This is a genomic window from Dyadobacter sp. HNCC25DJ186, from assembly GCF_056895235.1.
Window position 1 is genome coordinate 101,167 of record NZ_JBXHAS010000008.1, and the last position, 19,595, is coordinate 120,761.

Here is a 19,595-nt window from a genome sequence, read left to right on the forward strand (position 1 = left end):
ACTTCATCGACTGACATGTTCAATACAACCCTTCTGATTTGCGGGTTGTGTTTTCTTGTTACCGTGCAGGTAATGGCTCAAAAAAAAGTAAAACTACTCGCTCCTGTCGCGTTGGGAGAGGATGGCAAACTTGTGTACATCCCCGATTCGCTGGGCAACAGGATCGTGGATTTTTCTCATAGTGGTTACCAGGGAGGAAACGAAGAAATTCCGGAAGTACCGATCAAGATACGGGTACCGGTTAAATCAGGCGATGCCACGTTGAGAATTCAATCAGCCATTGATTACGTCGCCTCACTGCCTCCGGATCAAAATAATTTTCGTGGTACTGTGCTTTTGGAAAAAGGTATTCACAAAATTTCCGGACATCTTGTGATTGCAAAGTCTGGTGTTGTTTTAAGAGGAAGTGGTTTTGGCAGGGACGGGACTGTACTGTTTGGTGATGGAAAAACGCGTGAAACGATCATCACAGTTGCAGGGAAAAATGATAACAAGGCCGGTCGGGAAATGGCGATTCTAGACGATTATGTTCCCGTGAATGCCTCAACCTTTAAAATTCAAAATCCCGGATTGGTAAAAAAAGGAGACCGAATTATCGTGAAGAGACCTTCGATCAAAACCTGGATTCAGGATTTAAAAATGGAAGCGTTTGGCGGTGAAACCGGATGGCTCGGATGGAAACCAGGACAGCATGATCTTAAATGGGACAGACTTATCACATCTGTTTCAGGAAATAAAATAACGATTGATGCGCCCATAACGACCGCACTTGAAAAAAGATACGGAGGCGGATCTGTCTCTACATATCAATGGTCAGGAAGAATTACTCACGTTGGCATTGAAAACCTGAGTTTGGAATCCAGTTTTGATCCGGAAAATGCCAAAGATGAAGACCACCGATGGATGGGAATTACTTTCAAAAACATTGAAAATGGCTGGGTTCGTCAGATCAATTTTAAAAATTTGGCAGGATCTGCTGTCGCTATTTATGAAACGGCATCCAAGATTACAGTAGAAGACTGCAAGTCGTTAAACCCTGTTTCCGAAATTGGCGGACAGCGGCGTTACACTTTTTTCACGCAAGGTCAGCAAACGCTTTTCCAGCGCTGTTATGCTGAGCACGGCTATCACGATTTTTCAGTTGGTTTTTGCGCGTCTGGGCCCAATGCATTTGTCCAGTGCGAATCTCATCTCCCATATAGTTTTAGTGGCGCAATCGATAGCTGGGCATCGGGCGTCCTTTTTGATATCGTGAATATTGATGGTAATGCATTAAGTTTTAAAAATAGAGGTCAGGATGGTCATGGTGCCGGTTGGGCTGCCGCAAACAGCGTGTTTTGGCAATGTTCGGCATCAAAGACTGAAAATTTCAGTCCTCCCAATGCGCGTAATTATGCATTTGGAAGCTGGTCACAATTTGCCGGTGACGGTTATTGGGAAAATGTGAATGAGCATATCAAGCCGCAAAGTTTTTACTATGCCCAGCTTGCCGAAAGAATTTCAAAGGATGTCTACAAAAACGCATTTTTGATGCCGAAAGAAACTGAGGCGTCAAGCAGCCCGACACTGGAACAGGCGGCGGAATTAACTGGACAATCCCTGGCGCCGATGCTTCAACTTTCTCAATGGATAGATGTAGCAGGGAAACGAAACCCTATTTCGATTATCCAGAATCACGTTAAAACGATTGATGAAATTGGGATCACAGACAATCCGGTTAGAAAACATTTGCCTTCATTGGAAATAAAAAATGGATGGCTGGTCCGTGGAGACTTGGTAGTTACGGGTAATCGTCAGGAGGTCCCCTGGTGGCGCGGAAGTCTTCGTCCGGATGATATTCCAGCTGCAAAACCGCATATCACGCGTTTTGTTCCGGGCAGGATCGGCCACGGATTGACAGATATTCCTGAGGAAATGGCTGATTCTCTTTTGGTAAAAAATATCACTGTTCTGGATCATAATTATGGTCTTTGGTATGATAGGAGAAGGGATGATCATGAGCGTATCCGCAGGATTGATGGCGAAGTATGGTCGCCATTTTACGAGTTGCCTTTTTCCAGAAGTGGGCAGGAGAAAGCATGGGATGGCCTGAGTAAGTATGATTTGACAAAATACAATACCTGGTACTGGGACAGACTTCACCAGTTCGTTGATCTGGCCGATGAGAAAGGACTGGTCTTGTTTCATCAAAATTATTTCCAGCATAATATTCTTGAAGCAGGTGCTCACTATGCTGACTTTCCCTGGCGGCCGGCCAACAATATTAATCAAACCGCTTTTCCGGAGCCACCGCCTTATGCTGGTGACAAGCGGATTTTTATGGCAGATCAGTTTTACGATATCAGCAACCCCGTTCGTAAAGAATTGCACAAATCTTATATCCGGAAATGTCTTGATAATTTTATTGATCAAAGTGGAGTCATCCAGTTTATCAGTGCCGAGTATACCGGGCCTCTGCATTTTGTTAAATTTTGGCTGGACGTAATTGCAGATTGGGAAAAGGAAAAGGGGAAAAATGCGCTGGTGGCATTAAGTACCACCAAGGATGTTCAGGACACTATCCTGTCTGATCCGGATTATGAAAAAGTGGTGGATATCATTGATATTCGATATTGGAACAAAAAAGAAGACGGCACATATTACGCCCCTGCCGGCGGGAAAAATCTTGCTCCCAGACAGCACGCACGCATTCAGAAAACGGGGAGGACGTCCTTTGATGCCATCTACAATGCGGTTTTGTACTATCGCCAAAAATATCCTGAAAAGCCCGTTTTATACTCTTCTACGGGTTTTGATCAGCATGCCTGGGCAGTCTTTTTTGCCGGTGGATCAATCAGTGCAATTCCGAAAATCGCTGACAATAAACTCTTGTCGGATGCTTCAAAAATGCAGGTGTTTCCTAAGAAAGATAAACAATACGGAATGATTAGTCCTGGAAAAGGAATGATCGTTTATCAACCGGGAGGGGAAAATATAACCCTCGATCTGTCGGATTTTAAAGGAAGTTATTTTCTACGGAAGATCGATTCGAAAACAGGCAAAAGTTTGGGGAAAGTCGAAACTGTAAAAGGAGGGAAGTTATTGCCGGTCGCAAAAGTGGCCGATAATCCGGTCATATTATGGATATCAAAAAAGAAATGATGAGATTCAATCAATTGATTTATTTGCTGGTGTGTTTTGTATTTTTCTTATGTTCCTGCTCTCCAAAAAGTAGGGGGCCAGCTGTTTTAAAATCTGAAAATTACCGGCACCACGTTGAACATTTTAACCGGATGGAAGATGAAAACAAGGTAAATGCAATTTCGAATGCGCAGTCATGGGACTGGATGAAAGCCAACATTCCACTTTTTGATTGTCCCCAGGATAATTTTAAAGAGATATACTATTACCGCTGGTGGACATTCAGAAAGCATATCCACAAGACTCCGCAGGGTTTCATACTGACAGAATTTCTGGTCGATAGAAATTATGCCGACAAATACAACATGATTAGCTGTGCCTTGGGGCATCACATTTATGAAGGTCGCTGGCTACATGATCAGCGGTATCTGGATGAATATGTACATGTCTGGTACCGTGGAAACGATGGCAGAAAGATGAAAAAATTACTGTCATTCAGCAGTTGGACGGCAGATGCACTTTTTAATCGATACAAAGTAAATGCAGACAAAGATTTCGTGGTAAATATGTTGCCCGACCTTGTCGGCGAGTACAAGTCCTGGGAAGAGGAGCGTCGGGCGAAAAGTGGTCTGTTTTGGCAAAGCGATGTAAAAGATGGCATGGAGGAATCACTCAGCGGTGGCAGACGGGAGCAGAACGCACGCCCGACAATCAACAGTTATATGTTTGGAAATGCCAAAGCCATCGCCGGAATAGCTTTGTTGAAAAACGACACGGGGCTTTCTTCTTTTTATCAATATAAAGCAGATACCATAAAAAGTTTGATCGAGAACAGACTTTGGAATAAGGAAAGCCAGTTTTTTGAAACGGTTAAGAAACAAGGGAACGGAGATTTTGCGCAGGTACGCGAAGCAATAGGTTTCATTCCGTGGTACTTTAATTTACCCGATGAAAAATATGACGCCGCATGGAAACAGGTATCGGATCCGGAAGGTTTTAAGGCACCCTTCGGCCTTACGACCGCAGAGCGCCGTCATCCTGATTTTCGTACACATGGCTGCTGCAAATGTGAGTGGGATGGAGCCGTTTGGCCTTTTGCCACTTCGCAAACACTTACGGGAATGGCGAACCGGATGAACAATGACCAACAGAAAATTCTGGCAGACACCGCTTATTTTCGATTGCTGGAACTCTACGTAGAGTCACAATACTACCGTGGGAAACCATACATTGGAGAATATCTAGACGAATCTACGGGTTATTGGCTCAAAGGTGATCAGGAAAGGAGCCGTTATTATAACCATTCCACTTTCAACGACCTGATTATTTCAGGGTTGATCGGGTTGCGTCCGAGAGCCGATGAGGTAGTTGAAATTAATCCGCTGATTCCTCAGGAAAAGTGGGATTGGTTCTGTTTGGATAATATTTTATACCACGGAAAAATACTAACCGTCGTATGGGATAGGCATGGGGACCACTATCAAAAAGGAAAAGGATTGATGGTGTTTGTCAATGGGAAAAAGGTAGGTTCTTCGGATAACATAGAACGGATTCTGGTTAACAATTAGGCAGCTCAGGCAGTGTTTTCATCATTTGATCAGTAAAAACAAAAAGTTGACAGCATATAAATATGGAAAATTACAAAACGAAACTACTGATTAGCGGGGTATTCTGTTTGATGTCAGTCACTTTGCCTGCACAGATTTGGAAGGAAGGTATTATCAAAGAAGAATTCATTTTTGAAAAAACCTCCTTTCCTGAAAGTCATGCAGCGACCATCGCAGAAACTCCGGACGGGTTAGTCGCTGCCTGGTTTGGCGGGACAAAGGAGCGTAATCCCGATGTGGGTATCTGGATAAGTTTTTTAAATAATGATCAATGGACGCCACCCGTTGAAGTTGCGAATGGTATCGTAAATGATACGCTCAGATATGCATGCTGGAATCCTGTTTTGTATCAGGTGCCAAACGGAGGTCTTTTGCTTTTTTACAAAGTCGGGCCGAACGTAGCTGGTTGGAAAGGTTATATGACCGCCTCTAAGGATCACGGAAAAAGCTGGTCAAAGCCAAATTCGTTACCGGAAGGATTCATTGGTCCGGTAAAAAATAAACCCATCTTGATGCCAAATGGTGAATTATGGTGTCCGTCGAGCACAGAAGGGAATGGATGGAAGGTTCACTTTGAGGTGACAGCTGATCATGGAAAAACGTGGCGAAAAGTTGGGCCGATAAATGACGGGAAGACAATTAATGCAATTCAGCCAAGTATTCTTACCTATAAAAATGGTGATTTACAGATTTTATGCAGAAGCAGAAATCGCTCGATCGCCGAATCATGGTCTCGCGATCAGGGAAAAACCTGGTCAGAAATGCAACTCACCAATATGCCCAATAACAACTCAGGAACGGACGCTGTGACGCTGAAAGATGGTCGGCAATTGCTGGCATACAACCATGTGAAGACACCCGAACAGGAGAAAAAAGGTTCACGGACCCCATTAAACATGGCCATTTCAAATGATGGGAAAAACTGGAATGCAGCGCTGATCCTGGAAGATTCTCAGATTAGTCAGTATTCCTATCCCTCGGTTATTCAATCTGCGGATGGTATGGTTCACGTCGTGTATACCTGGCGCAGAGAACGCATTAAATATGTTAAAATTGACCCGACCAGGTTGAAGTCGAAGCCAATTGTAAATGAAGTATGGCCGGAATAGATTTCTCGGCTTAGAGATTATTGGAGGTCGGAATTTTCTACAAACTGGTGATTTTACAGGGGCTTTAAATTAAACAACGATATCAATGGTAAGACAAAAACGATTTATCCGAATACTGTTCCTATTAGTTTTACTATCGATAAATGTTGAAGCAAGAGATAAAAGACAGAAAAATCAGCGATACCAAATTGCAGTTATTGACTTGATGATTTTAAAACGTCAAAAAATAAGTGCCTTACCACTAGCACAGGAAATTGGCGCCGACGGGTTAGAAATTGATATGGGTGGACTTGGAAACAGGGAGACTTTTGATAACAAACTCGCCGATCCTGAGATAAGAAAACAATATATGAGCAAAGCCAAAGAGCTTAATCTGAAATTTTGCTCGTTAGCAATGACTGGTTTTTACGCTCAGTCTTTCGCAAAACGGGAGCATACCGACAAAATGGTTGAGGACTGTATCAATTCTATGAAATCAATGAATATTAAGGTGGCTTTTCTGCCGCTTGGTGTTCAGGGTGATCTGGTGAAAAATTCGGAACTACGGCCTGTGATCGTAGAAAAATTAAAGCTGGTGGCTAAAATGGCCGAAAAAGCAAATGTGATTATAGGTATAGAAACCTCGTTGACCGCAACAGAGGAAGTTGCTCTTTTAAAGGAGATTGGCTCGAAATCCATTCAGATTTATTTTAATTTTTCCAACCCATTGGAAGCTGGCCGTGATTTATATAAAGAATTAGAAATTCTGGGGAAGGACAGGATTTGCCAGATCCATTGCACCGACAAAGATGGTGTCTGGCTGGAAAACAATACCCGGCTGGATATGAAAAAGGCAAAAAGGACGCTGGATAAAATGGGCTGGAAAGGTTGGCTGGTCGTCGAGCGGTCAAGGGATGCATCCAAGCCGCAAGATGTTAAGGGTAATTTTAGTGCAAATACAGCTTATTTAAAAACGATTTTTCAACAGTAATTCAGAAGATAATGAGAAATATACTCCTGCTAATTTGTACAGTTTTTCTTGCAGTAAATGCGTCCTTCGGACAAAATAATACAGATAATGACGCGACTTACGTTAAAATAATAACGCAAAGAGTTGAAAAATTACTGGTGCCTCTGCAATTAACAGACTCTTTACAATATAGAAAGGTTAGGCAGATCGTTGTGTCGCAATATCTGAACCTGAACAAAATTCATGAAGAAAAAGATAACCAGTTAAAGAAGGAAAAATCCAGAGAAGGTGTCGACAAGGAACAGCGTGACAGAAATATGAAATTGATAGAAGCGGAAGCGGGTAAGCATTTGTTTATTTTGCATAGGGAATACCTGGGTGACCTTTCATCAAACCTTTCTTCTGAGCAGGTTGACCAGATAAAAGACGGCATGACTTACGGCGTTCTTCAGGTGACTTACAAGGCTTACGCAGATATGATCCCTACACTCAAACCTGCTGAAAAACAGCAAATTTTAAGCTGGTTAACGGAGGCGCGCGAGCTCGCCATGGACGCGGGAACATCAGATGCGAAACATCAGATTTTCGGAAAATACAAAGGGAGAATCAACAATTATCTGTCCTCTGCGGGCTATGATATTCAAAAAGAACGCAAAGAATGGGAAAAAAGATTGAAGGCTGCAAAATCGAATGGACGTTAATGTAGGACTTCCGGTCAGCGAAATATAGGCCAAAGCGGAAGATCCCGGAATATAATCAGTATCAATTCAATCCCAGGCGTTCCATAATTTTATTTGCAGCAACCTTTGTTTTTTCAACGATCAGCTCAAATGAAACGCTTTGGTCTGATTTTGAAGTAAGTGCGGCCACTGTAAGTGCTGCGATTATATCTCCCTGAGAGGTGCATAATGGAATGCAGATATCCGTAACGCTTCGGGTCGAATCACTGTCTTTTACGCAGTATCCTAACTTTCTTATTTCGTCAAGCAGAGCAAGTGTTTGTTTTTGTTGTTTGACAGTCTGGCTCATATAAAGATCGTTCCTTTGTAATAAATGAAGGCGTTCTTCGTCCCGCATAAAAGCCAGTAAAACTCTGCCGGATGTAGTGAATAAGAGAGGAAATAAACTGCCTTCTTCAATGGAAAGCGAAATTGCTCCCGGACTTCTGGATTGGGAAATCACCATAAGTTTTTCGATATACAAAATTCCCAGGTGGCAGGATTGATTGATGTCCGACGACAACTCATCCATTGGTAGCTGCGAAGCCCGGCGAATGTCGTCGACGGGAGAATGGCGGTGTGATAAATGAAAAAGTTTGAGGGATAATTTGTACTTGCCCGAAACTTCATCCCTGATCAGGTATCCTCTGTTTTCCAGACAAACCAGCATCCGGTAAATCTCATTTGGTTTTTTGTTCACACCGGCCGCGATTTCCGTTTGTGATAAAGAAGTCGCTTTTAACGAGAGATATTCCATGATATCAAGGCCTTTATCAAGCGCAGGTGCCTGATATTTTGATTCGTTATCCTTCATAATGCAGGTGAAGTTAATCTGTGCGTGGGTTTATTTGTAAAGAAACGATTTATATGTAAACCAACAATATTAAAAATGAAGGTTGAATCAATAAATGTGTCATTTTTACAATATTCTCTTCAATTTGCAGCTTTATATAACAAAAAAGTGAAAATATGTGCTTTTTTTATTCAGGGAGGAATTTGAAATTAATAGTCAGACTATAAAGTATCGGGACAATTAATGGCAGATAATAGCGAGAAATACGAGCAGGGATCAAGTACAACAAACTACTCCATTTTGATCATTGGCGCAGGTGGGATCGTGCGAGATGCACATTTGCCTGCTTATAAAAAAGCGGGTTTTAAAATTTTCGGTATTGTTGATATTTTAATAGAAAAAGCAATTGCTTTGGCTGAGGAATATGATATTTCCCATGTTTTTTCCAATGTCAAGGATGCCGTAACACTGGCACCTCTGCATGTCATTTACGACCTCGCGCTAAATCCGGACCAACATGAAACGATTCTGAAACTACTGCCGAAAAATGCAAGGGTTTTGATCCAAAAGCCGTTCGGTAGATCAGGCCAGGAAGCAAAAGTTTTACTTGAAATATGCCAGACCAGAAATCTTACAGCTGCGGTGAATTTCCAGTTAAGGTTTGCGCCGTTTGTCCTGGCTGCAAAAAATATGATCGAATCCGGCGTTATTGGCGATATATATGATATGGAAGTAAGGCTGACAACGCATACGCCCTGGCAGAATTTTCCGATGTTGGCGCAGGAGGAACACCTGGAAATTTTGTATCACAGCATCCATTATCTCGATTTGATCCGCTCATTTCTGGGAGAGCCAGACACTGTTTTTGCTAAAAGTTTTGGACATCCCGAGAAATTCTTTTCTTCCACAAGAAGTACGATTTTACTGGATTATGGAAAGAATCGTCGCGCGGTTATCAATACCAATCATGACCACGATTTTGGTTCAGAACACCAGGAAAGTTTTATCAAATGGGAGGGGACGAAAGGTGCGATCAAGGCGCGGATGGGTGTGTTGATCGGTTATCCTAATGGTCTGCCTGATACATTGGAGTATTGTGTTTTAAATGAAGTTCGTAGTCCGGAATGGGTCAGATATGACCTGACAGGCAATTGGTTTCCGGACGCTTTTATCACAAGCATGTCACAACTTATGCATTTTACGGAGTATTCAGAAGATAGACTTGTAACCGGTGTACAAGATGCATTCAAAACAATGGAGCTTGTGGAAAGGTGTATCTGAAAAATAAACACTAAAAATATACGGTATTATCTAAATAAAATATCAATGAGGTTTACAAATATTCCAGCTGGTTTAAGAAGTATTATTATTACTTCTCTGTTTTTTATCTCATCCGTTTCATACGGACAGCAGAACCTAAAACTTTGGTATAAACAGCCATCTAAGCAGTGGGAGGATGCGTTGCCGGTTGGAAATGGGAAACTGGCGGCCATGGTTTTCGGTGGCGTGAAAACGGAACGTATTCAGTTTAATGAGGAAACACTCTGGACGGGTGAGCCCCGCAGTTATGCCCACAATGGCGCAAGTCAATATCTAACACAGATCCGGACACTCTTAAACGAGGGAAAACAAAAAGAAGCGGAGGATTTGGCTACCAAAGAATTTATGGGCGAACCAATGCGTCAAATGGCATATCAGGCATTTGGAGATTTGTATTTGGACTTTTCCGATCATGAAAACATTTCAGACTACAAGCGCGAGCTTGACCTGAACGAAGGGATTAGCCATATCGACTATAAAAGTAATGGCGTTGGGTTTTCGAGAGAGGTATTTGCAAGTTTTCCTGCTAAGGCGATCTTCGTTCACCTGAAAAGTGACCAATCCGGTAAGTTAAATTTTGCTTTAAGACTGGATGCGATTCACACGAATAAAAAGGTGACGGTAAATGATAATGAACTCACGCTACATGTCAAAGTTGATAACGGCATTCTGGAAGGTGTTGCGAAAGTAAAAGTGGTAACGGATGGAAAAGTAAAACAGGCCGATGGGAAAATTTCGGTTGAGGATGCAACGACTGCGACGCTGATTCTTTCTGCGGCAACCAACTATGTTGACTACAAAACTGTGACTGGAAAACCGCAGGATATTACATCAACTGTTTTAAAAAATATCATCGGTTACGACCAGGCTAAAAAAACTCATATCGCTGATTATCAGAAACTTTTTTCCCGGTTTCATATTGATTTCCCTGTTAATGAAAATTCGTTTTTGCCAACGGATGAGCGACTTTTAAAATTTAAAGACACATCGGACGATCCGGCATTTCTGGCTTTGTACGTTCAATACGCACGATATTTACTGATCACCAGCAGCCGTCCTGGCACCCATCCGGCAAATCTTCAGGGAAAATGGAATGATAAATTGAAGCCGTCATGGGATAGTAAGTATACCGTTAATATCAATACAGAAATGAATTACTGGCCTGTGGAAATGACTAACCTGAGCGAGCTCCATCAGCCGCTTTTCGAAATGATCAAAGATTTGTCACAAACGGGTGCTGAGGTTGCCAGGGAACATTACGACGCAGCGGGCTGGCTTGTACATCACAATACCGACATCTGGAGAGGAGCTGCTCCTATCAATGCTTCGAATCACGGAATTTGGGTAACGGGTGGTGCCTGGCTGAGCCTGCATTTGTGGGAGCACTACCGTTTTACTCAGGATAAGGTTTTTTTGAAACAAACTGCTTATCCTTTGATGAAAGGTGCTGCCCAATTTTTTGTAAACTTTTTAGTGAAAGATCCGAAAACCGGCTTTTTAATCAGTTCACCATCTAATTCACCGGAAATTGGAGGCCTGGTTGCTGGTCCGACGATGGATCACCAGATCATCCGGGGATTGTTGATGGCTTGCATAGAAAGTGCTAAAATTCTAAATACAGATGCAGGTTTCGCTTCAAAATTGAAAACGATGATTCCGCAAATTGCGCCAAATAGAATCGGAAGAGCCGGACAGCTGCAGGAATGGAACACTGATATAGATGATACGACCAGCCATCATCGACATGTGTCTCATCTTTGGGGTGTTTATCCGGGAGAAGAAATCACACCAACCAAAACTCCGGATTTATTGAAGGCTGCAAAAAAATCACTGGAATTCAGAGGTGATGACGGAACGGGCTGGAGTCTTGCCTGGAAAATTAATTACTGGGCAAGATTTCTGGATGGTGATCACGCCTACACGATGATCCGTAAATTATTCAATCCCATTATGGACGCGTCGGTCAAAAAGGGAGGTGGAGGCTCTTATCCCAATCTTTTCGATGCGCATCCTCCATTTCAGATCGACGGAAACTTCGGAGGAGCTGCCGGAATTTTGGAGTGTCTTGTTCAAAGTCATCAGGAAGAAATTAATTTATTACCCGCTCTGCCATCTGCTCTGCCAGACGGCAAAATTAACGGCCTGGTAACGAGAGGTGCTTTCGAAATAACGTTGGAATGGAAGAGCGGGAAACTGGTATCAGCCCATATTCTTTCCAAAACGGGCAATAAATGCAAGGTGCGTTACGGAAATAAATTTATTGAATTTGGGACAGCCAAGGGTAAAACCTATCACCTGAGTTCGGACTTGAAGATCATGTAACATTTTTTCAGATTAAAGAGAGAAATATAAATAACACATATTTTATATTTTTCTCTTTTCTTTCGATTGTTTTTCTTTTATTTGTTTTAGTAACTAAACAATCAAAATTAATTTGTTTCCCGATTGCCACATGACGAATAAATCCTATGTTCTTGCGATTGACCAAGGTACCAGCAGTACTAAAACGCTTGTCTTTGATCAAAAAGGTGTTGCTGTTGCAAGAGGTATTGAGTCATTAAAAACCTCATATTTGGATGGAGGTTTTGTGGAGCAGGATCCGTTGGATATTTATGCCAATGTGATGTTATCAGTTGGAAAATGTCTTGAAGATTTTGTTTACCGCGGCGGCCAGCTTTCAGATATTAAAACTTGCGGAATAACGAATCAACGCGAGACATTTGTATTATGGGATAAATATGGTCAGTCGTTACATCAGGCAATCGTCTGGCAGTGCAAACGTTCCACAGCCATTTGTAATCGCTTGCAGGATTCTGGTTTAGGTTCGGAGATAAAAGAGAAAACCGGCCTTTTGGCTGATCCTTATTTTTCAGGAACCAAAGTGATGTGGCTGAATGAAAATAATTCCGGGATTGAAAAAATGATCTCATCCGGGCAGGCATTTTTTGGTACGATCGATACGTGGCTGCTTTACAAGCTGACTGGTGGGAAATCATACCGGACAGATCATACAAATGCTTCAAGAACCTTGTTTTTTAATCTTAAAACACTTGGTTGGGATGAAGAATTGATTGAAAAGTTTGGGCTTTCAGGGCTCAACCTGCCAGAAATCCAGGCGTCGTCCAGCTATTTTGGTTCATCAAATTTCGATGGATTGTTTGAAAAGCAAATTGATATCACTGCCATGATAGGGGATTCTCACGCGGCTGCTTTTGGGGAAGGTTGTTTTTCTTCCGGTATTGCCAAGGCCACGATGGGAACCGGTTCGTCCATCCTGATGAATATCGGATCGGAGCCGCAAACTTCGCATAAAGGGATGGTTACGACGATTGGGTGGAGCACAGAAAGTCATGTAGAATACGCATTGGAAGGTGTGATTGTGACATGCGGGGCCACGATTGAGTGGATGAAAAACAGCATGAATCTTTTTCAGGATATTAAGGAAACGGAGAAAATAGCAGAGAACATTTTGGATAGTAACGGCGTATATGTGATACCGGCGTTTAGCGGTCTGGGCGCGCCTCACTGGGATATGAATAGAAAAGCTTCTATCGTTGGACTCACGTTTGACTGCAATAAAAATCATGTGATCAGAGCGGCACTGGAATCTATTCCGTATCAGATCAAAGATGTTGTTAAGGCGATGCAGTCAGAAGCCGGAATTTCGCTGAGCGAATTAATGATTGATGGCGGTCTGACCTCTAATCAGTTTGTCGTACAATTTCTTGCAGACCTTCTGGAAAAACCTGTCGTAAATTTAGGCCTTGCAGAAATTTCTGGTCTGGGAGCTGCCTACCTCGCAGGCTTGAAATCAGGCGTTTATGAAAGTATTGATTATTTGAAGGATCTAAACCGCGATCACATCGTTACCGTTCTGCCCAATCTTCATAATGAAAAAATCAAGGCGGGCTACGAAGGTTGGCTGGCTGCAATTGCTAACAAAATATAACTTCATGGACTTGAAACATCTTCTGACGACAGTTTTTGTATTGGTATTTTCAATATCCGCCATTGCTCAGTCGGAAAAAATCGAACGTTGGGACCGTTTTGAAATAACGCTCCCGGGGCCTGACGAGGGAAATCCTTTCGATGAAATAAACCTCTCTGCCGATTTTACCAATGGGAAAGAAAACGTTAAAGTGAACGGTTTTTATGATGGAAATGGAAAATACAAACTTCGTTTTATGCCTGAGACAGCAGGTGAGTGGAAGTTTAAAACCGCAAGTAACAGTAAAGTTCTGAATGGTAAAACCGGGAAGTTTCTATGCGTAGAAGCCACGGGAAACAATCACGGCCCCGTAAAAGTTGCTGATACGTATCACTTTAAATATGCGGACGGAAAAAGGTATTATCCATTCGGTACTACCCTTTATGCATGGACACATCAGCCGCAGGCTTTAGAGGAAATTACTTTAAAAACACTTGAAAAAGCGCCTTTTAATAAGGTCAGAATGTGTGTTTTCCCAAAGTTTTATTCAGGCGTAGAAAATGAACCTGAGTTTTATCCTTTTGTGAAAAAAGACGAAACCAAAAGGGAAAACGGTAAAATTAAATTTGTCTGGGACTTCTCAAAATTTGATCCAGTCTTTTTTCAGCACATGGAAAAACGGATTGATGACCTGAAAAATCTTGGCATAGAAGCAGATGTTATAATTTTTCATCCTTATGACAAAGGGCACTGGGGTTTCGACAGTTTAGGTAAAGAACATGATCTTCGTTATATTAAATACCTGACAGCCAGACTTTCATCGTTCCGAAATGTTTGGTGGTCGATGGCAAATGAGTTTGATTATATCAAAACAAAACCGCGTGAAGTTTGGGATGTTTATACCAAAGCAGTGGTTAAAAACGATCCTTATAAGCATTTATGCTCAATTCATAACGGAAGTGTGTATTACGATAACTGGAAGCCTGAATTCACACATGTAAGTATACAGAACGGATCGACGGTCGAAGATTTTGGACGGGCAACTTTGCTTCGTGATGTATTTTTCCGTCCGATGTTATACGACGAAGTATGTTACGAAGGCGACTTGCCGCAGCGCTGGGGGCATCTGAGCGGCGAGGAAATGACTTCTGCTTTTTGGCAAGGCGTTATTGCAGGTACTTATGTGACCCATGGAGAAACGTATAAAAACAGTGGGGATACCATTTTTTGGGCCAAAGGAGGAAGATTAATTGGAAGCAGTCCGGCTCGTATTGGTTTTCTTCGAAAAATTTTAGAGGAAGCTCCTGGGCCGATAGCGCTCGCCGATGTTTGGAAAGATCATAAAACTGCAACAGCCGACAGTAGTTATTACTTGATTTATTTTGGGAAAGAAATGAAAGAGGAGTGGGAGTTTAGTCTCCCAAAAAAAGGGGGCCCGGCAGCAGGGAAAAAATTTCAGGTGGAGCTGATCGATACCTGGGATATGACTGTCAGGAAGTTGCCGGAGGTTTTTGAAATAGCAAAACCTGAAGAGTATCGGATTTTTGATAAAACCAGAAAGAAAATCCGATTGCCAATGAAGCCTTATCTTGCTTTGAGGATCACAGAAATATAACATCTGTTTACGCGCGTTACAGGCGCTGAACCAAACCTTCACTGATTCACAATCATTGCAAGCTTAATAACTCAGTGCTGGCAAAGTTGGGAATTCTCAATATCTTAGTCATTTGAAAGAGGTTGAAAAATAATGCAACCTTGTAAATGCTGAAATTAGAATATGAAAACCTGCTTCTGTGGATTCGATCAACCTTATTCCCGTTGCTGCGGACCCATCATAAAAGGCACGGCTCGTGCGGTATCTGCCGAAAAGCTAATGAGATCCCGCTACAGTGCCTATGTGATGGCCGAGGTAGATTACCTGTTTGAGACGACACATGGATCAAAACGCGCTGAGCTCATTAAAAAAGATATAGCGCAATGGGCAAAAAGTAATAGTTGGCAAAAACTTGAAATCGTGACGGCTGATACGTTTTCCGTAGAGTTCAAGGCATATTTTAAAGACAGATCCGGTAAAAAGCAAATCCATCATGAGAAATCTACATTTGTTTTTGAAAACGGAAGTTGGTATTATTTGGACGGCATTTTTAATGAAGATATCTGAGTGTTCCATGAAAACTAACTGCTAATGTTTCGACAATTTGCGATAGCGCGATTCATGATCGGCTTTATAACCTTTATTCTGACCTATATGGTCGCCGCTTTTTCCTACGACAATTTTTTCAAATTTATCACAGCAGGGATGTTTTTGCTTTCCTTATACATTATGAGTGAAGCGAAAAAAGGCCAGACTGAGGAGTTAGCCAGGAAAGACGCGGAGTGTCAGGCCAAGATCGATGAGATCCAGGAGCTTTTATATCGTAAAGAAGCTGAATGCGAATTTTTAATACAAGCTATCGAAAAAGCTGACGAAGCAAAGAATAGTTAATCCTGCTCTTCCTGATTCAATGATAAGAACGTCCTTGGTTTGACCTTTTAAAAAACGAATACCTCTGCCTATCAGGGGGCGTTGTTGTGTATCTATCTCTCCGGAAATCCCGGCAAACTCCATTTTTCTTTTTATTATATCGCTAATTCGTTAATCTCTTACGATTTCCTGTGTTTTTATCTTCTCTGTATAGGGATGGATTTTCACTTTACGAGGATTTTTCTTGCGGAAAAAGTTCTTTTTAACAATTTTTTATTAAAATAAGTCATAAATACTTCTAAAATATTTGATCTGTATTTATTTGTTATTAATTTTCGTAAAAAATAAAATATAAAAGAAAGTAAAAGAAAATATCTATGCTTATCTATAACCCGGATTACTGCTTATGAAACAACTTTTCTGTATCCTCTTTGCATTCGTGCTGCTTTCATCAGCTCATGCACAAAGTCCAACTATAAAAGGTACCGTGACGGGCGCCAGCGACAACGATCCGCTTCCGGGTGTTAGTGTTGTTATTAAAGGTACGCAGCGTGGAACCACGACCAACGCCGAAGGAAAGTTTCAAATTGAAGTTCCTGATGCTTCCACAGTTCTAGTATTTAGTTTTGTGGGTTATAAATCGGTAGAAGAAGCCGTTGGAGGCCGTTCGGATCTATCGGTGAAACTTTCTTCTGAAAATAAGTCGCTGGAAGAAGTTGTAGTGGTAGGATATGGAACGCAGAGCAAAAGAGCTGTGACAGGATCTGTGATTTCCGTGAATTACGACAAGTTTAAAGATCGTTCATTCAGTAACGTTACCCAGTCCCTCGCAGGTAGTTTGCCAGGGGTAAATATTTCTCAGTCTCAGGGTGCGCCGGGCTCTTCACCGGTTATCAAGATCAGGGGCGTCAGCTCTATTACCGCAGGAACGAATCCGTTGATCGTCGTGGATGGTGTTCCACTCGAAAACTTCAATTTAAATTTGATAAATCCTCAGGATATTGAGTCGGTTGAGGTTTTGAAAGATGCGTCGTCAGCAGCGATTTACGGTTCCCGGGGTTCAAGCGGTGTAATTCTGGTTACAACAAAAATGGGTAAACCAGGCAAAACCAATATTAGTGCCAATGTGGAGTATGGATCGCAAAAGGTGATTCGTAAAGTGGGTATGATGGACGCGCAGCAATTTATCTCAACTTATATTGATGCAAAGAACAATGCCTGGATGGCACAGGGAGGAAAAGCTACTGATCCAAACAGCGCACGTCCGGCGACGCTGAAAATTCCGGAAGATTTTACAAATAACCCTCAGCAATTTGGTAAAGGTACTGATTGGCAGGATGTCATGTTTCGCACGGCCCCCTCGGTCAATGCGCAGTTATCTGTTTCCGGCGGTACTGAAAAAACGCAGTATTTGTTTTCGGGAGCTTATTTGGATCAGACAGCTGTTTTAGACAGAAATTACTACAAGCGATTATCACTTCGCTCGAATATAAGAACACAGGTTAGCAAAAAGCTCGTCATCGGGCTTAACCTCGGCGTTACCGCAATTTTCGACAGGACGGAAGGGACAAAGGGGAAAAGTGATGTCATCAGTCTGGGCTTGCAAAGCTCTCCGATTTTTCCGGTTTACAATGAAAATGGAAACTATGGGTTCCGGGATCCAAATTCGGCATGGTTCCGTTTTACACCTTATGCAGATATGAATTTATGGCATCCATATTCCCTGACAAGAGAAGTTGACAAAGGAAATAAATCCTTCAATACCTTAGGTACTGCCTTTCTTGAATATAACATTCTTGATGATTTAAAATTCCGGACGAGCATCAGTGGAAATCTTTTTAATAACCGTAATCATTTCTATTGGAATGATAAACAAAAATATGGTTATTCCGCTGTGCTGGCAGCCCAGGGGAATGCCGGTGATGCTTACATGTTAAACTGGCTAAGTGAAAATACCCTTTCTTATGATAAGAAAATCGGAGATCATGCTTTCACAGGTTTGCTTGGTTACACGATTCAAAAACAGCGTGATGAAACGATGTATGTCGCTGCAAATAATTTCCCGAACGACCTTGTTCATACCCTGAACGCTGGAACAGTTACAGCTGGAAATACGACCGCAAGTGAATGGTCATTGTTGTCTTATTTGGGACGTATCCAATATAACTTTAAGAATAAATACTTCGTAACCGGCGCCCTTCGCCGTGACGGTATGTCGAGGTTTGGTGAGGATAATAAGTGGGGTTATTTTCCATCTGTTTCAGGAGGCTGGCTGATTTCGGATGAAAGTTTTATGTCAGGTGTTACGGCGGTGAATAATCTGAAATTGCGTGTTAGTTATGGTGTTACCGGTAACAACCAAATACCAAATTATGGGGCGATCAGTCTTCTTGGAGCTGCCAACTATGTTACCGGAACTAATCTTTCCAACGGATTGAAGGTGAGCGGTCTGGCCAATTCAGGTTTAAAATGGGAGAAAACAAATCAGTTTAATGCGGGTGTCGATCTGGGGCTTTTCAATAACCGTATCACGCTGTCGGCGGAGTTTTATAACTCCATCACACGGGATATGCTGCTGTATGTTCCTGTACCTGATATCACAGGGTTTTCATCACAACTTTCCAATATCGGGAAAATGCGAAACCGCGGGGTTGAGTTTAATATTTCAAGCAAGAACATTGGTGGCAATGGGCAAGGTGGTGGTCTGACCTGGACGACGGATTTTAATATTTCAAGAAACCGCAATGAAGTTTTGCAGCTCGGCCCAGGAAATGCACCGATTCAGTACGTCGATAATGTGGTGACTGTGAGAACGGAAGTGGGTCAGCCGGTATCCAATTTCTTCGGTTATAAATTTGATGGTGTTTTTAAAAATCAGGCAGAAATAGACGCTTATCCGCATCACGCAAGCACAACCCCGGGTGATCCGAAGGTTAGAGATGTGAATGGCGATGGGAAAATTTCGGATGCAGACAGAACAATTATTGGAAATTATCAGCCGGATTTCATCGCCGGAATCACTAATACAGTTGGATATAAGGGTTTTGAACTTTCGTTCATGTTTCAGGGCTCGTTTGGAGGTGAAATTGCGAACAACAATATCCGTTATCTGGGAACCTGGGACAATGGACGAAATTTCTTCTCAAATACTTATGACTACTGGCGTTCGGAAAGCAGTCCCGGCGACGGAAAACATTTCAAACCAAACGTAAATTATCTGGGTCTTCAAAAGCAATTTTCGTCTTATTGGGTTGAGGATGCTTCTTTCGTGAGATTAAGAAATGTACGGATTTCGTACGCTGTTCCGTCGAAATTGATCAGTAAACTGAGCATGACGAATGCACGGATTTATGTAAATGCTGAGAATGTGCATTTGTTCAGCAAATACACAGGTTATGATCCTGAAAACACAACCTACGGAACCACATCTTATAGCAGCAGCATGGAAACTTCTGGTTCTTACAGCAGTGGAAACGCACCGGTGCCTGGTGCTTTTCAGGGTGTAGATTATGGGTCCTATCCATTGCCCCGCGTGATAACGGTAGGTATCAAAGCTGATTTTTGATTTAAACTTTTAAAAGAATCA

General features: G+C 42.1%; 13 protein-coding genes. 12 read left to right on the forward strand and 1 reads right to left on the reverse strand.

Annotated elements, in window-relative coordinates; all coding sequences use genetic code 11:
• Window positions 1-15 precede the first annotated feature (15 nt).
• The 5 genes from AC1XUO_RS21580 to AC1XUO_RS21600 all read left to right on the forward strand — a co-directional run bounded on the left by AC1XUO_RS21580 (window position 16) and on the right by AC1XUO_RS21600 (window position 7,486).
• Window positions 16-3,141 carry a DUF6298 domain-containing protein gene (locus tag AC1XUO_RS21580; protein ID WP_483331853.1) on the forward strand — a complete coding sequence of 1,042 codons (3,126 nt, stop codon included), beginning with the start codon at window positions 16-18 and terminating at the stop codon, window positions 3,139-3,141.
• A complete protein-coding gene (locus tag AC1XUO_RS21585; RefSeq protein ID WP_483331855.1) occupies window positions 3,120-4,688 on the forward strand; it encodes an MGH1-like glycoside hydrolase domain-containing protein in 1,569 nt (522 codons plus the stop codon). The genes AC1XUO_RS21580 and AC1XUO_RS21585 overlap by 22 nt, the downstream gene beginning before the upstream one ends.
• 62 nt (window positions 4,689-4,750) lie before the next feature.
• Window positions 4,751-5,836 carry a sialidase family protein gene (locus AC1XUO_RS21590; protein ID WP_483331856.1) on the forward strand — a complete coding sequence of 362 codons (1,086 nt, stop codon included), beginning with the start codon at window positions 4,751-4,753 and terminating at the stop codon, window positions 5,834-5,836.
• Between the two features lie 85 nt (window positions 5,837-5,921).
• A complete protein-coding gene (locus tag AC1XUO_RS21595) occupies window positions 5,922-6,806 on the forward strand; it encodes a sugar phosphate isomerase/epimerase family protein (protein WP_483331857.1) in 885 nt (294 codons plus the stop codon).
• Between the two features lie 11 nt (window positions 6,807-6,817).
• Window positions 6,818-7,486 (forward strand): DUF3826 domain-containing protein, encoded by a 669-nt coding sequence (locus tag AC1XUO_RS21600; protein ID WP_483331858.1) that lies wholly within the window; start codon window positions 6,818-6,820, stop codon window positions 7,484-7,486.
• A 61-nt stretch (window positions 7,487-7,547) separates the two neighbouring features.
• On the opposite strand, the gene AC1XUO_RS21605 is transcribed toward AC1XUO_RS21600, so the two are convergent.
• Window positions 7,548-8,318 (reverse strand): IclR family transcriptional regulator, encoded by a 771-nt coding sequence (locus AC1XUO_RS21605; RefSeq protein ID WP_483331859.1) that lies wholly within the window; start codon window positions 8,316-8,318, stop codon window positions 7,548-7,550.
• Between the two features lie 222 nt (window positions 8,319-8,540).
• Here AC1XUO_RS21605 and AC1XUO_RS21610 point away from each other — a divergent pair, with 222 nt between their 5' ends.
• From AC1XUO_RS21610 to AC1XUO_RS21640, 7 genes are all read left to right on the forward strand, one after another.
• Complete coding sequence (locus AC1XUO_RS21610) at window positions 8,541-9,578, forward strand: Gfo/Idh/MocA family protein (RefSeq protein WP_483331860.1); 1,038 nt, start codon at window positions 8,541-8,543, stop codon at window positions 9,576-9,578.
• 45 nt (window positions 9,579-9,623) lie between these two features.
• Window positions 9,624-11,939, forward strand: a complete 2,316-nt coding sequence (locus AC1XUO_RS21615) for a glycoside hydrolase family 95 protein (RefSeq protein ID WP_483331861.1) — start codon at window positions 9,624-9,626, stop codon at window positions 11,937-11,939.
• A gap of 130 nt (window positions 11,940-12,069) precedes the next feature.
• Window positions 12,070-13,566: an FGGY family carbohydrate kinase gene (locus tag AC1XUO_RS21620; protein WP_483331862.1), complete on the forward strand. Its 1,497-nt coding sequence runs from the start codon at window positions 12,070-12,072 to the stop codon at window positions 13,564-13,566.
• Window positions 13,508-15,160: a DUF5060 domain-containing protein gene (locus AC1XUO_RS21625; RefSeq protein WP_483331863.1), complete on the forward strand. Its 1,653-nt coding sequence runs from the start codon at window positions 13,508-13,510 to the stop codon at window positions 15,158-15,160. The genes AC1XUO_RS21620 and AC1XUO_RS21625 overlap by 59 nt, the downstream gene beginning before the upstream one ends.
• Window positions 15,161-15,322: 162 nt before the next feature.
• Window positions 15,323-15,706: a YchJ family protein gene (locus tag AC1XUO_RS21630; RefSeq protein ID WP_483331864.1), complete on the forward strand. Its 384-nt coding sequence runs from the start codon at window positions 15,323-15,325 to the stop codon at window positions 15,704-15,706.
• A gap of 24 nt (window positions 15,707-15,730) precedes the next feature.
• On the forward strand, window positions 15,731-16,030 hold the full coding sequence (locus AC1XUO_RS21635; RefSeq protein ID WP_483331865.1) for a hypothetical protein: 300 nt from the start codon (window positions 15,731-15,733) through the stop codon (window positions 16,028-16,030).
• 385 nt (window positions 16,031-16,415) lie between these two features.
• Window positions 16,416-19,574, forward strand: coding sequence for a SusC/RagA family TonB-linked outer membrane protein (locus AC1XUO_RS21640; RefSeq protein ID WP_483331866.1), 3,159 nt, complete (start codon window positions 16,416-16,418; stop codon window positions 19,572-19,574).
• Window positions 19,575-19,595 lie beyond the last annotated feature (21 nt).

What these genes read in the sequence shown, in the direction of transcription:
- AC1XUO_RS21640 (WP_483331866.1), top strand. Translation starts at nt 16,416, where the DNA reads ATGAAACAACTTTTCTGTATCCTCTTTGCATTCGTGCTGCTTTCATCA.
- AC1XUO_RS21605 (WP_483331859.1), bottom strand. Translation starts at nt 8,318, where the DNA reads ATGAAGGATAACGAATCAAAATATCAGGCACCTGCGCTTGATAAAGGC.
- AC1XUO_RS21615 (WP_483331861.1), top strand. Translation starts at nt 9,624, where the DNA reads ATGAGGTTTACAAATATTCCAGCTGGTTTAAGAAGTATTATTATTACT.
- AC1XUO_RS21610 (WP_483331860.1), top strand. Translation starts at nt 8,541, where the DNA reads ATGGCAGATAATAGCGAGAAATACGAGCAGGGATCAAGTACAACAAAC.
- AC1XUO_RS21600 (WP_483331858.1), top strand. Translation starts at nt 6,818, where the DNA reads ATGAGAAATATACTCCTGCTAATTTGTACAGTTTTTCTTGCAGTAAAT.
- AC1XUO_RS21630 (WP_483331864.1), top strand. Translation starts at nt 15,323, where the DNA reads ATGAAAACCTGCTTCTGTGGATTCGATCAACCTTATTCCCGTTGCTGC.
- AC1XUO_RS21635 (WP_483331865.1), top strand. Translation starts at nt 15,731, where the DNA reads ATGTTTCGACAATTTGCGATAGCGCGATTCATGATCGGCTTTATAACC.
- AC1XUO_RS21595 (WP_483331857.1), top strand. Translation starts at nt 5,922, where the DNA reads ATGGTAAGACAAAAACGATTTATCCGAATACTGTTCCTATTAGTTTTA.
- AC1XUO_RS21580 (WP_483331853.1), top strand. Translation starts at nt 16, where the DNA reads ATGTTCAATACAACCCTTCTGATTTGCGGGTTGTGTTTTCTTGTTACC.
- AC1XUO_RS21620 (WP_483331862.1), top strand. Translation starts at nt 12,070, where the DNA reads ATGACGAATAAATCCTATGTTCTTGCGATTGACCAAGGTACCAGCAGT.
- AC1XUO_RS21625 (WP_483331863.1), top strand. Translation starts at nt 13,508, where the DNA reads ATGAAAAAATCAAGGCGGGCTACGAAGGTTGGCTGGCTGCAATTGCTA.
- AC1XUO_RS21585 (WP_483331855.1), top strand. Translation starts at nt 3,120, where the DNA reads ATGGATATCAAAAAAGAAATGATGAGATTCAATCAATTGATTTATTTG.
- AC1XUO_RS21590 (WP_483331856.1), top strand. Translation starts at nt 4,751, where the DNA reads ATGGAAAATTACAAAACGAAACTACTGATTAGCGGGGTATTCTGTTTG.